Origin of the sequence: Peribacillus simplex NBRC 15720 = DSM 1321 (assembly GCF_002243645.1) — a bacterium.
GTDB classification, from domain to species: Bacteria; Bacillota; Bacilli; order Bacillales; family DSM-1321; genus Peribacillus; species Peribacillus simplex.
Map to the genome: position 1 here is coordinate 436,625 of NZ_CP017704.1, position 12,343 is coordinate 448,967.

15 protein-coding genes and 1 pseudogene are annotated in these 12,343 nt (G+C 37.4%); 2 read left to right on the forward strand and 14 right to left on the reverse strand.

Features of this window, described 5'->3' with window-relative positions; all coding sequences use genetic code 11:
• Window positions 1–51: 51 nt before the first annotated feature.
• The 13 genes and pseudogenes from BS1321_RS01985 to BS1321_RS02050 all read right to left on the reverse strand — a co-directional run bounded on the left by BS1321_RS01985 (window position 52) and on the right by BS1321_RS02050 (window position 9,176).
• Window positions 52–831, reverse strand: a complete 780-nt coding sequence (locus BS1321_RS01985) for a sulfite exporter TauE/SafE family protein (RefSeq protein WP_063236033.1) — start codon at window positions 829–831, stop codon at window positions 52–54.
• A 48-nt stretch (window positions 832–879) separates the two neighbouring features.
• Window positions 880–1,110: a sulfurtransferase TusA family protein gene (locus BS1321_RS01990; protein WP_063236034.1), complete on the reverse strand. Its 231-nt coding sequence runs from the start codon at window positions 1,108–1,110 to the stop codon at window positions 880–882.
• A gap of 42 nt (window positions 1,111–1,152) precedes the next feature.
• The gene (locus tag BS1321_RS01995) at window positions 1,153–2,280 is read right to left on the reverse strand and encodes an MBL fold metallo-hydrolase (RefSeq protein ID WP_063236035.1); all 1,128 of its coding nucleotides are present in this window, start codon (window positions 2,278–2,280) and stop codon (window positions 1,153–1,155) included.
• Between the two features lie 48 nt (window positions 2,281–2,328).
• A complete protein-coding gene (locus BS1321_RS02000) occupies window positions 2,329–2,724 on the reverse strand; it encodes a DsrE/DsrF/DrsH-like family protein (RefSeq protein WP_063236071.1) in 396 nt (131 codons plus the stop codon).
• A gap of 28 nt (window positions 2,725–2,752) precedes the next feature.
• The gene (locus BS1321_RS02005; RefSeq protein WP_063236036.1) at window positions 2,753–3,325 is read right to left on the reverse strand and encodes a sulfurtransferase TusA family protein; all 573 of its coding nucleotides are present in this window, start codon (window positions 3,323–3,325) and stop codon (window positions 2,753–2,755) included.
• Between the two features lie 52 nt (window positions 3,326–3,377).
• Window positions 3,378–3,674 (reverse strand): rhodanese-like domain-containing protein, encoded by a 297-nt coding sequence (locus tag BS1321_RS02010; protein ID WP_063236037.1) that lies wholly within the window; start codon window positions 3,672–3,674, stop codon window positions 3,378–3,380.
• A gap of 21 nt (window positions 3,675–3,695) precedes the next feature.
• Window positions 3,696–4,061, reverse strand: a complete 366-nt coding sequence (locus BS1321_RS02015) for a rhodanese-like domain-containing protein (protein ID WP_063236038.1) — start codon at window positions 4,059–4,061, stop codon at window positions 3,696–3,698.
• A 27-nt stretch (window positions 4,062–4,088) separates the two neighbouring features.
• Window positions 4,089–4,568: a DsrE/DsrF/DrsH-like family protein gene (locus BS1321_RS02020; protein ID WP_063236039.1), complete on the reverse strand. Its 480-nt coding sequence runs from the start codon at window positions 4,566–4,568 to the stop codon at window positions 4,089–4,091.
• A gap of 115 nt (window positions 4,569–4,683) precedes the next feature.
• Window positions 4,684–4,989, reverse strand: a complete 306-nt coding sequence (locus BS1321_RS02025) for a monooxygenase (protein WP_063236040.1) — start codon at window positions 4,987–4,989, stop codon at window positions 4,684–4,686.
• Between the two features lie 39 nt (window positions 4,990–5,028).
• Window positions 5,029–5,289: a metal-sensitive transcriptional regulator gene (locus BS1321_RS02030; RefSeq protein WP_063236041.1), complete on the reverse strand. Its 261-nt coding sequence runs from the start codon at window positions 5,287–5,289 to the stop codon at window positions 5,029–5,031.
• A gap of 516 nt (window positions 5,290–5,805) precedes the next feature.
• Window positions 5,806–7,046, reverse strand: a pseudogene (locus tag BS1321_RS02040) (amidohydrolase).
• Window positions 7,047–7,053: 7 nt separating this feature from the next.
• Complete coding sequence (locus tag BS1321_RS02045) at window positions 7,054–8,448, reverse strand: APC family permease (RefSeq protein ID WP_063236043.1); 1,395 nt, start codon at window positions 8,446–8,448, stop codon at window positions 7,054–7,056.
• Between the two features lie 23 nt (window positions 8,449–8,471).
• On the reverse strand, window positions 8,472–9,176 hold the full coding sequence (locus BS1321_RS02050; protein ID WP_063236044.1) for a FadR/GntR family transcriptional regulator: 705 nt from the start codon (window positions 9,174–9,176) through the stop codon (window positions 8,472–8,474).
• A 580-nt stretch (window positions 9,177–9,756) separates the two neighbouring features.
• On the opposite strand from BS1321_RS02050, the gene cuyB reads away from it, so the two are divergent.
• Window positions 9,757–10,461 carry a cysteate racemase gene (gene cuyB / locus BS1321_RS02055; RefSeq protein WP_063236045.1) on the forward strand — a complete coding sequence of 235 codons (705 nt, stop codon included), beginning with the start codon at window positions 9,757–9,759 and terminating at the stop codon, window positions 10,459–10,461.
• 103 nt (window positions 10,462–10,564) lie between these two features.
• Window positions 10,565–11,440 carry a LysR family transcriptional regulator gene (locus BS1321_RS02060; protein ID WP_063236046.1) on the forward strand — a complete coding sequence of 292 codons (876 nt, stop codon included), beginning with the start codon at window positions 10,565–10,567 and terminating at the stop codon, window positions 11,438–11,440.
• A 196-nt stretch (window positions 11,441–11,636) separates the two neighbouring features.
• On the opposite strand, the gene BS1321_RS02065 is transcribed toward BS1321_RS02060, so the two are convergent.
• Window positions 11,637–12,122, reverse strand: a complete 486-nt coding sequence (locus BS1321_RS02065; RefSeq protein WP_063236047.1) for a peptidoglycan-binding domain-containing protein — start codon at window positions 12,120–12,122, stop codon at window positions 11,637–11,639.
• Between the last annotated feature and the right edge of the window lie 221 nt (window positions 12,123–12,343).

A 12,343-nucleotide genomic window follows, 5' to 3' on the forward strand; every position in this document is an offset into this window, starting at 1 on the left:
TGACCTGTGAGGGATTCGAACCCACGACCCCTTCCCTGTCAAAGAAGTTCCTCAAGACATGATCTCCACCCACGTTTTCACGGCCGTCGCTAAAATCAATAGAGCCAGTATGACTTGCAGGACTTTTACATTCATTTTTTTACCGGCCATCGCCCCGAGCGGAGATGCCATTAAACTAGCAACGACCATGATCAATGCCGGATAGTAATCAACTTGTCCCGTCGAGATTTTCCCTGCTGTTGCACCAACGGATGAAATGAAAGTGATCGCTAATGAAGACGCAATCGTTACCCTGGTTGGAATTCTTAAAACGATAAGCATGATTGGAACTAATAGAAAGCCTCCTCCGGCACCGACTATACCAGCACCTAAACCAACGATTAAGGCAAGGATGGCAGCAAGCCATTTGTTGAAGGAAACTTGATCCAAAGGAATGTCATCTATCCCTTTCTTCGGTATGAACATCATGACAGCTGCTATCAACGCCAAAACGCCATAGACGATATTCACTCCGTTTTCCGACATCGATCGTGATCCAAAACTTCCAACCACGCTTCCGATTAAAACACTGATCCCCATATAGAGAATAAGCGTTTTATTTAAATGTCCGCTCTTACGATAGCTCCATATACCTCCGATGGAAGCGAATAAGACTTGTACAGCACTTATACCTGTCACATCATGTGCACTAAATGCCGCTAAACCGATGATTGGGGGAATAAACAGCAGCATTGGATAATTTATTATCGAGCCTCCGATGCCGAGCATTCCAGAAACGTATGAACCTATAAAACCAATCAAAAAGATGGTAATGATAAAGGTAATCTCCATTGTAAGTGCCTCCCTTAAAAGAAGGGAACCCTAATGGTTCCCTTCTCTTTAACAGCCTTTTCTGATCCAAAATTTCAGTATATCATTTTCTTCTGCCATTTCCACCAGTTCATGGCCACCGGATCTTGACCAAGCCGCTAAGTCGGCTTTAGCTCCTTTATCGGTTACATGTATTTCCAACACTTGCCCGGTTTGCAAATCATTCATGGCTTTTCTCGTTTTAACAATCGGCATTGGACAAGCTAGTCCCTTAGCATCTAACACTTTATCTGAATGCATATTTCATCTCTCCTATTTTCTTGGCTTCTATTTTTATCAGTATTAGCGAACCGCACAACGATTTGGTCCTATTTCCATTTCGCGTTGTTTTTCATCATCAGGCTCGATTTTCCCCATATTGGTTTCGCGAATTTCTTGATAAGCGTTTGGTTGAGGCGGTAAATTACCTGTTACCAGTTCTCTGAATTCCGTTTCATCTACAATGTTCAATCCATGATTGTCAGCAAACAGCGCACCCAACTTTTTAGCGACACTTCCGTCTTCATTCAATTCATCGATGATCATGAAATGAGATGGCAATACGATTAAATCGTCTGATAATTCTCTATAACGTATATACAGTGTTTCTCTCAAGTCCCCTACCCAATCCTCAGCCAATCCAGCTAAATCCGGTCTGCCAATGGAATCGATGAATAATATATCCCCGCTTAGCAAGTATTTTTGATCTACCACAAATGAAGTGGATCCAATGGTATGGCCCGGGGAGTATAATGATTGAATATCAATCGCTGTATGACCGACCGTTATCCCTTTACCGCTTTCTAATGGCTGATATTCAAAAGTTACTTCAGCCGCATCTTTTGGCGGCAGCCAGTAAGCTGCATTTGTTCTTTCGGCTATTCGTCTTCCACCTGAAATATGATCGGCATGTAGGTGCGTATCCAGAACATGTGTAATTTTCACTCCGATACCATCGGCGAAGTCAAGATAGGCATCAATCATTCTTGTTGAATCAATAATGGCTGCTTCACCATTGGAAATGACCATGTAAGATAAACAGCCTTTACCTAGTCGAACAAATTGGTAAATTTCGCCGCCATTGGTCAATTCGCCAATTTTCACTGGTTCCAAGTGTTCACTCCATGCTTTCATGCCGCCCTTTAAATAAAAAACATCCAATCCAGCTTCAGATAACATTTCAGCTACCATAACAGATGAGCCTTCCTTTGCACATACTACAAGGATTTCTTTCTTGGCCGGGATTTGATCGAGAATTTCTTCCACACCATCCAGTAGATCAAAGTATGGGATATTAAGGAATTTGAAATTCTTCCCTTCAATTTTCCAATCATTAAAGTCACTTTCATTTCGAACATCCAAAATAAATAAGTCAGTTTTATTGTTTAGTTTCTTTGAAACCTCAGCGGCTGTCATTTGCTTAATCGTCATCTCACATACCCCCTATAGTATTAAGAATTTCAAAAAAATTTACCTTCATTAAAAAGTTAATGTAACATCAGCATCTTTAGCGAACTCTAAAAATGTGACCGCACCACCTACTTCGATACTGTCAACGAAAGCTTCTTTTTCCATGCCCAAAACGTCCATGGTCATTTGACACCCAATAAACTTGACGTCCATTTCCTGTGCCATAGTAACTAATTCCGGAATTGAAGGAACATTAGCCTTTTTAAAGCCTTCGGCAAAATGCTCCTTACCTTCAGGCAGTGGAAGTTGTCCATTCGCTTCTTTATGAATTAAGTTCAAGCCTTCGAAAGTGAAGAAAATGGCCACTTCTTGATCTGTTGCTGCCGCTGCCGTTGCGATGTTAAACACTTTATATGCGTCAAATAAACCACCATTACTTGCGATTATAGCTACTTTGTTAGTCATGATATATTCCTCCATTTAATAGTCTCTTTTATTCATTAACGGATTTTTGTGAAGGACCGTTCCATTGACTCATGCCGGGTACAACATTGAATACCTGTTCAAATCCAGCCGCTGTCAGTTTTTGTGCAGCAAGATCGCTTCGGCCGCCAGTACGGCAAATCACGAAAATCTCTGACTTCTTATCAAGTTCACCCATTCGTTGTTCCAATTCACCCAAAGGAAGGGATTTAGCTGTTGGAATATGATTAAAAGCGTACTCTGCAGATTCTCGTACATCCAGGATGATCGTATTTCGATTTACTTCCATTACTTGAAGAAGTTCTTCATTTGAAATGATTTTTTCATGCTTCTTCACTTCTGTTTCTTCTCCGCTTGCTTTCCGAAGATAATGTTTTAGTGTGGTTCCTTCTTCAACCGTACCCAAGTATTGATGACCTGAACTTTCCGCCCATGCTTTCATATCGGCAGTTGACCCTTTATCAGTCGCTTGAACTTCCAATACTTCCCCCGCTTCAAGGCCATTCATGGCCTTTTTCGTTTTTACGATTGGCATTGGACAAGCTAAACCTTTAGCATCCAAAACGGAATTTGTGTTAATCATTTTATTTCCTCCTTGAATTTTCATAGGTGTGGGGGTATATTCAGATGTAAAATTAATCTATGGGACCTTCCCATTCATTCATATCACCCATCATGTTCAACACTTTATATCCATGATTCTCAAGTAACTGTGCGGCCCTTGAACTTCTGCCCCCTGACCTGCAGACGATGATATATTCTTTTGATTTATCCAGATCCTGCAATCTAAATTCCACTAGACTCAACGGGATATTCAAAGCATTTGGTATTTTCCCTGCCTTTACTTCATCCACCTCCCGCACATCAATAATATGGACTGGTGAATCTCCCTTCAATAATGCTTTCACTTCATTCGGTAAAATTTCTTTCATCGTTTTGATATCCTCCTTTTATTAGCGCCAAGAACTCATGCCGCCTTTTACGTTGGTTACTTCTTTAAAACCGCGTTTTTTCAACGCTTTACTCGCTTTACTGCTCCTCAACCCGCTTTGGCAAATTACAACCACTTCTTTATCTTTTGAAAGTTCTTGTGACCTTTTGCCAAGTTCGTTTAGAGGTATATTTATAAAGTCCTTAATATGGTTGCCCCTATATTCATTAGGAGTACGGACATCAATGAATTGCTTATTTCCTTTGTTATTTAGCTCAGCTTTTAACTCAGCCGCATTTATATTTTTTATCCCCTTTACCGGGACGAATCGCTGATATAAAAACCAAACGATGACACCTAGTATGATGATATTGAATATAGTTCCCATTTAGCCTCATCCCTCCAGAACCCACATTTATATAAATAAGTTTACATTTCCATCCTCTGCTTCAGCTAAATATGCCGCAACACCTGCATACTCAATTCCATCCAATAATTCCACTTGCTGCAAGCCCAATAAATCCATTGTCATCGTACAGGCTATTAGTTTGATTTCCTGTTCTTGGGCCAGCTCAATTAAATTTGGCAGTGACATGGCGTTATGTTTTTTCATCACGTGTTTGATCATTTTAGGGCCCATCCCGGCAAAGTTCATGTTTGATAGACCCATTTTATCAGAACCACGCGGCATCATTTTTGCAAACATTTTTTCAAGGAATCCTTTTTTTAAAGAAATCGGATCATCCTTCCTTAATGCATTCAATCCCCAGAATGTATGGAAGATAGTCACTTCATGATCGTAAGCCGCCGCCCCATTTGCTATAATATAAGCAGCCATTGCCTTATCATAATCACCACTAAATAAAATGATCGTCGTTCTTTTCTTTTCAGTCATTATGTTTTCCCCCTGATCGATATTCCATTTTTATACCCTAGTGGGTATAAATTGTGATAAAAAAATATAGTTCGTTAACCCTATTCACTAAAAAATGAACGGAATAGGGTTTTCTTTATTTAATTGGTCCATGATTGATTGAAGTCAAACCTTCATTCACTTCGAATATTTTTCCATTGACCTTCTCTATTCCAAACCCTTTTAACCTCGCTGTATGCATAGTCAAGTACTTACATGCGGATTCCTTCGTTTCAAACAGATAAATTCCACCAGCTTCCTTTGCCTCACTGTCTTCGGTCCAAATCTTCCAGATCAAGCCTTCTTCATCATTAATGCTTTTTGCTAAATCAGTAAATTCTTTTACCATTTCGTTGCCGAATGGTCCCTCCATTTTAAAATCCACTTGTAAAATATAAGACATGCATAACACTCCTTTTTCTACAGGTCAGATCAAATTCTTTTACCTGCTTTTAATCAGCAACTCAACCGCTTCCTTGACAAGATGATCAGTGCCCTCGCCTTTCTCGACGTTTTCCCGAACGCATTTCTCAAGATTGTCACTTACAATAACACCCATGGTCCTATCGATGGCATTACGTGCAGCAGACAATTGAGTGACGATTTCCCTGCAATCTTTTCCCTGCTCCATCATTCCAAGAACACCCTTGATTTGTCCTTCAATCCGCTTCAAGCGATTAATGACATTTTTATCATACTCCATACTCCACCCACCCATCTATTTACAAATACAATCACTAATCATTAAGAAGCTCAGCCCCAAGTTCACTTCCAATTTATTAGAAGCAATCGTGAGTTTGTGCATTTTACTCGTGAATTTGAGTGCTTTACTCGGAGTTTGCGTAGTTTACTCGTGAATTTATGCGTTCTTAACTTGTGAGTTCATATTATACCTATAGGGGTATATTGTCAAGCCGTTTAATTCAATTCTTCAATTATTTCAGCACCATAAGAATTGTAGATTATGCAGCGCCAGGTACCAATGGAATCCTTTTTAAATACATATGTCGCTGTTCTTTCCATAGAGAATTCTTGCGTTTGATATTTACTTATATGTTGAACAAAACCAACTTCTTTAGCTAATAGTTGTAGATAAGATAGAGAGAAAAAGGCGTGAAGTTTTTGAAAATAGAGATTCATTTCATCTAAAAAAACTCATAAAAAACGCCATCCTTTCTGTATATTTCTACAAAAAGAATAGCGTTTTTTCGTTATAATATTAATTTTTTGCTAAGATTTGATTAAAAGAACCTGAAACAATTTTCCCTTTGTGCATAACTGCAAGGCGACTTGAACGTCTTGCGACTGCTTCCGCTGAACAACTAGCTTCCACAAAAACAGCATCCGCTTTATCACCAATAGTCGGCCAAACTCGCTCCCCTTCTGAATTAAGAGGCATTTTCCCGCCAGTAATAAAACCAAGGGCTCGTCCTAAAGACCACTCATCAATCCAAGCGAAACGTTCAGCCATCAGATAGCTTTGTAAAGCACGTCCCCTGTGCCAAATGGGTCCCAATGATCCGTTATGCTGTCATTTACAAGCGAGACATTTATACCCTTTTCATGAAGCAACGGGATTGGAATTGTGGGAATATCGATAGGTACAGTAGAAGCAATTGAAATACCCGCTTGAGCTAAAGTTTCCGCCGCATCGGCTGCAACTTCAACTGGAACATCCCCGAGTCCAAACGCGTGTCCAATTGTAACTCTTCCCTGCCAGCCTGCTTCTTCTGTAAGTTTTGCCAATCGTTTCATCGTATAAATTCCGAGGTGACCAGGTTCATGTAAATGCAAATCTATATCTGCATCCGCTTCAACTGCAAGCTCTATGAGTGCATGTAATGAAGCTTCAATATTTTCATCTACTATGGCCGGATCCAATCCCCCTGAAGCAGTAGCTCCCATTTGCAAGGCTTCCCTTACAAGTGGAACGGAATTACTTCGCAAGAGTCCGTGCTGAGGAAAAGCAACTAACTCATAAGAAAGCTGTCCATCGTATGATTTTAAAGCCTGTAAAACTGCTTCCATGTTTTTCAACCCAATTATAGGGTCAACATTACACTGAGCCCTTATGTGGGTTACTCCATTCTGTAGAAGCAGCTCCAAAATCTTCTTCGCCCTTTCTTCCGTGACAGGAAGAAGAGACGGAAGCATGTCTTCTTCTTCTTTCATTCGGCCAAATACATCCACAAATGGGGTACATGCTTTCCATTTACCTCCATAGTATGTTTTGTCCAGATGAATATGCATATCCTGAAAGCCAGGCAGCATAAGCAGTCCGCCCGTATCCTGAACTGGCAACCCAACGGGTAAATTCTCATACGCTGGGATTATTTTAGTGAATTTTCCTTCTTCAACAAGGATATGACAGTTTTCTGTAATTGTTTTTGTAACCATTCCATCCTTACGAAAGAAACCGCTTTCAAGTAATACATTTGCTAACCAATATGATTGTGTCATTAAAGTATCATCCCTTCATTTCATTCATATTTAATTCCGGTGGAAGTTTTTTGAAGAAATTTGTATTTAGTCCAAGGTAAATAACTCCAACTGTCAACCAAATCAAACCTGCAGTCTTTGCATACATATCCAATTTGTATAAAAAGAATAGCGTGATTATTGCTCCAATAGAGGGGAATAACAAATATCGTACAATATTTATGCCTTTACGTTTTTTCTGCTTAATAAAATAATAGAATATAACAGATATATTTACGAAGGTACAGCCAAACAGTGCGCCGAAGTTTACTAAAGAAATGACTGTTTTTACATCAAGAAACAAAGCAGTTAAACTAAGAGACCCGATAAATAAAATACTATTTGTTGGAGTAGCTTTTTTAGGGTGAATGTAGCCAAAAAACTTTGGTATAATTCTGTCGCCACCCATTTTACACAGCATACGGGAACAAGAGGTTTGTGCAGCTAAAGGACCCGCTATTGCTCCAATCATGGTAAAAAAAGGATAGATAACAGCGAGTATACCTAAACCAATCTTTTTAAATAATTCAAGTGCTCCCGTATTTACATCTGTGAATTCACTCCAGCCTGCAGGCCAGGCTAATAGCATTAAGTAAGATACGGTTGTAAATAAAAGCCCCGCACCCGCACAAATTATTAATACCGCTCTTGGAACATTAACTCTCGGATTTATAGCTTCTTCCGCTACCATTGTTACAGCATCAAATCCAAAATATGATAGTACCAGTATAGATGCACCAGTAAAAATGACTCCCCATCCTACTTCTGGTTTAGCAAACTCACTAGTGTTTACAAATACATCCCACGAGAAAAAGGATCCCATTCCTCCACCTTGGGCAATAAATTTAATTAAAAAAATCGTTACAATAGCTATAATGGAGAGCTGAACCAAAACAATTATATTGTTTACTTTGGCAGTAACGTTAATGCCAACATAGCTAATAGTTGTCACAAGGACAGTTAATCCGAGGATCCATATCCAATTAGGTATTTCAGGGAAAATCGCATTCATATAGTTAGCAGCAATAACGTAAGACAGCATAGGTACAAGAAGATAATCCATCATAACTGTCCAACCCGTTAAAAAACCAATATATGGATTTATTGCCTGTTGGGCATACGTGTATGCAGAACCTGAAACCGGGAAAGCGGCAACCATGCTGCCATAACTAAATGCTGTAAACAGTATAGCTATTGCGGTTAACGCGTGAGTTAAAGAAAACATTCCGTGAGTTATATTAGATACAATTCCATACATATCAAAAATTGTCGTAGGTATTAAATAAGCAAGGCCGTAAAATACAAGGGAAGGAAGGGTTAGAACTCTCTTAAAATTCGGCTCTTCTTGAATTAAACCAGAAGTAACGGTGGTTTTAGCTCTCAATATAATTCCCCCTATTATTGGTATCAGGTGTATGTGCTTTGGACGTTCTTATACTCCTCTACCATTTTGATATAATGGCTTTTCACATCTTCAATATGTTCTTTCATTAATTTAGAACTTCTATCTGATTCTCCTTTTTTCACCGCCTTCAAGATCTGTTGATGGTAATAAAGTGCATTTTTTGTATCATCATAAGTTGCCATTTCAATCCTTACCTTTTTGAAAAATTCTGAAATATTATTGTACATATCAATAATCACTTGATTGTTTGTAGATCGTGCAAGCGTTCTATGAAATACAAGATCAGGAACAATAATAGAAGATTCCATTTTAATACTCACTTCTAAGTCGACAAGCGATTGTTCAAGAATATTGATTTCATTCGGTTTTATCCGTTTTGCAGCCAAATAAGCGATTTCAGCTTCAATCACTTTGCGAAGTTCTAATAAGTCTAGAGAATTTTCTATATTGACAGATATATCGAACGTGCTTGAAAATTCTTTGTCATTGAGCTGTAAACTTTTCTTTACATACACCCCCTTTCCTACTTTTTTTTCTATAATTTCTTTTTCAGAAAGTGATTGCAATGCCTCTCTTACAGAAGATCTGCTGACTTCTAATAGTTTTGCCAATTCTCTTTCAGACGGAAGCTGGTCACCACATGTAAGATTATTTTTAAGGATAAAATCACATAAAAATTTTTGAACAGTTTCACTTACAATCGCCATCTTTAAGTTCAACTCCATAGCTTAAGATATCAGACCGGTCAGACCAGTTTATACAAAAAAACACCCTAGTTATTTGATTATAGATTTCTCTTCCCCCTTTCCTATTATTTGAATTTTCTATATTCAATATGCAAATCCCATTCCAAATTACAAAATACTGTTATAACGCTAACTATTAGTAAAATTAGCAAAATCATTATGCGTATTAGAATAAAAAATTTAATATTGCATAATTTAATAGTTGTTTTTTAAAATTTCGAGATGCAAAAAAACCTAAATTCTAATGATAATTTTGGATATTTAAAAATAGAGATTGTGAAGGAATGTACTTTTAGTAACGTGGCAGGTTAATTGAAGAACATCAATTAGAAAATATGTATCCTGAACGAAATATAATTACAAAGAGTGTTTATGTCAAAACTACTGTTCAATATATAGTTTCTATTACTGTATAGATTATTTCTATAATTCATCTCCTAAAACAAAAACTATAATAAAGAAAAGTATCTAAAACACATAAAAAATAAGTAGACTTTCATTGAAAGTTTAATTTTAAAATAACTTTAAAAGTGGTGACGAAATGCAGAAAGTAGTAGGAATTATTGGTGGAATGGGCCCGTTAGCAACAGTTGATTTAATGAAAAAAATTATTTCTTATACGCCTGCAATGAAGGATCAAGATCATATCCATATCATTGCCGACAACTATTCTCAAATACCTGATCGAACTACAGCTATTTTGGGAAAAGGAACAGATCCTACTCCATATATTATACAATCAGCACAGCGACTAGAGAACGCTGGTGCTGATTTTCTAGTAATTGCATGTAATACTGCTCACTTTTTCTTTGAATTAGTACAAAAATCCGTTAGTATTCCTATCTTGCATATGCCTTTAGAAACGTCTCGCTTTTTACAAGAAAATAGTTTTAGAAAAGTAGGTTTGTTAGCTACAGACGGGACGATTAATACAAAACTGTATCAACATAGTTGTCAAAACTACGATATTGAGGTCATTGAGCCTGATAAAGACATGCAGAAAGAGGTGATGGATGGAATATATGCTATTAAAGGTAGTAATTTAGAGAAAGGGCATTTTTGCCTTTCAAAAGTTGCTAATAAATTGATAAAACAAGGAGCAGTAGCAATTATAGCAGGTTGTACAGAAATTCCTCTTGTACTTAGATCGTCCCAAGATATTTGTATCATTGATCCAACAGAAATTTTAGCAAAAACGGTAATTAAAACAGCTAATGAAACAAATAAGAAAATTCAATTGGTGTAATTTTGAAGTTTGAAGAAGACGTGGGGGTTTACATCCTTTTACCTTTTAAATGTATAATGTATAGGGAAGTGTTATAGTAGATAAAAATTAGGAGCAGTTAAACATGAATATTGAAAATATTGAAGCCTTCATCTATGTTTGTCAAGTCGGTAGTTTCAATAAAGCAGCAGAAGCTCTTTATTTAACTCAACCTTCTGTAACAGCACGGATTCAATCCCTAGAACGTGAAATTAATATAAAGCTTTTTCATCGAAACGGAAATAAAATTTCTTTAACTGAAAAAGGAGAGTATTTTTTTCCACATGCACAAAAAATTCTTCAATCATATCAGGAAGCAAAGTACGGCCTACAACAGGTAAACATCCCATATGAGCTCGTAATTGGGAGTGCTTTGTCAATCTCCAATAACATTCTTCCTGATATTTTGCCATCTTTTATCTCGGAGTTTAAGGACGTCAGAATAAAAATTATAACAGGCCATTCTAAAGACATTTTGCACAAGGTTATTAATAAAGATGTAGACTTTGGCATTGTACGTACAGAAACTCACCCTCAAATAGATTCAATTCGTCTTTATAATGATCCTATCAGTCTTTTTGTTCCTCGAAATCATGTTTTTTTAAAAGAAGAGAGTGTAACAGTAGAAGATGTAAGTAAACAACCACTAATCCTTTTTGATTATGGATCTATGGATTGGCTTACAATTCATCGTCTATTCTTAAGTAAGGGTTTGAATCCAAATATATACTTAGAAGTTGATAATATGGAAACAGCTAAAAATCTTGTACTGCAAGGCGTAGGTATCTGCTTTCTACCTGAGCATTGTGTTAAAAAAGAATTTGAGAATGAAGAGTTATTTCGGGTAGAAATAACACCTCCTGTGAAAACAAATATTAGTATTGATTTTATTTATTTAAAAGGTAAACCTAAATCTGTTTTTATGGATTTCTTAAAAGATAAAATGTTTGAACAACACTAAACCGATTGAGACATCAATCGGTTTAGTGTTGATTTAATGTATATATTCATTAATCCACTTCAATTGCCTAATGATAAGAATGTTCCGGATCATAGGTAGGACATAACAATCAACTCGTGAAGCCAAAAATAAAAACGTGCCCATTTGTGGACACGTTTTTCATATGAAGGGGAAATTAATTGGTCCTTCCTGTATCTTAATTCGCATACAAGCGATATTGGTCGCTTAATGTATCCCCATTACCGTAAATATAGGCTTTAGAGCCGGAAGTATAGGAAGAATTTTCGTACTTCCATTTAATTCTGAGTCCCATGTTTCCGCCTGCTCCATATGTTTCATTGCCATTCTTCTTAATATATTGCGAGAAGCTTTCCCACGTCCTGGGGCCAACCACACCATCCACTTTCAAGTTGTTGTCTTTTTGATATTTCTTTACACCCGCTTCGGTTTTTGGTCCAAAAATTCCATCAACGTCAACCACTGCTGAATCCGTATAAAAACCCATGACATTCAGGATATACTGCATATTTCTGACCTCCACCCCATGTGTGTCCTTCCGCAAAATTGAGTTTTTATCCCAGCTTTCGGGGTGGTGAAAACCTCCAGCAGATGCTGAAGCGGTGGAAAAGGATATCCCAAGGGCCATTGCTAATACTACCAAACTAGTAAGTAATTTCTTCATAGCTCCATCTCCCTTTTTTTTGTACATCCGAACTACCTTACCATTTCCCCTCAGATATTATATTTCCCTTCCGACCAATGTCCTGTATTGAACTTGCTAAAAAAACAGTGATGAACCATAGCTCATCGCCGATATCCCGATCAAACCTTTTATTCTAAATGGAGGTTTTTCTACTTGGGCCAATGATTAAGGCATCATGGTCATGCATTATGTAAGTAAAC

Coding starts and splice junctions, on each gene's coding strand:
- BS1321_RS01985 (WP_063236033.1), bottom strand. CDS start 831: ATGGAGATTACCTTTATCATTACCATCTTTTTGATTGGTTTTATAGGT.
- BS1321_RS01990 (WP_063236034.1), bottom strand. CDS start 1,110: ATGCATTCAGATAAAGTGTTAGATGCTAAGGGACTAGCTTGTCCAATG.
- BS1321_RS01995 (WP_063236035.1), bottom strand. CDS start 2,280: ATGACGATTAAGCAAATGACAGCCGCTGAGGTTTCAAAGAAACTAAAC.
- BS1321_RS02000 (WP_063236071.1), bottom strand. CDS start 2,724: ATGACTAACAAAGTAGCTATAATCGCAAGTAATGGTGGTTTATTTGAC.
- BS1321_RS02005 (WP_063236036.1), bottom strand. CDS start 3,325: ATGATTAACACAAATTCCGTTTTGGATGCTAAAGGTTTAGCTTGTCCA.
- BS1321_RS02010 (WP_063236037.1), bottom strand. CDS start 3,674: ATGAAAGAAATTTTACCGAATGAAGTGAAAGCATTATTGAAGGGAGAT.
- BS1321_RS02015 (WP_063236038.1), bottom strand. CDS start 4,061: ATGGGAACTATATTCAATATCATCATACTAGGTGTCATCGTTTGGTTT.
- BS1321_RS02020 (WP_063236039.1), bottom strand. CDS start 4,568: ATGACTGAAAAGAAAAGAACGACGATCATTTTATTTAGTGGTGATTAT.
- BS1321_RS02025 (WP_063236040.1), bottom strand. CDS start 4,989: ATGTCTTATATTTTACAAGTGGATTTTAAAATGGAGGGACCATTCGGC.
- BS1321_RS02030 (WP_063236041.1), bottom strand. CDS start 5,289: ATGGAGTATGATAAAAATGTCATTAATCGCTTGAAGCGGATTGAAGGA.
- BS1321_RS02050 (WP_063236044.1), bottom strand. CDS start 9,176: ATGGCGATTGTAAGTGAAACTGTTCAAAAATTTTTATGTGATTTTATC.
- cuyB (WP_063236045.1), top strand. CDS start 9,757: ATGCAGAAAGTAGTAGGAATTATTGGTGGAATGGGCCCGTTAGCAACA.
- BS1321_RS02060 (WP_063236046.1), top strand. CDS start 10,565: ATGAATATTGAAAATATTGAAGCCTTCATCTATGTTTGTCAAGTCGGT.
- BS1321_RS02065 (WP_063236047.1), bottom strand. CDS start 12,122: ATGAAGAAATTACTTACTAGTTTGGTAGTATTAGCAATGGCCCTTGGG.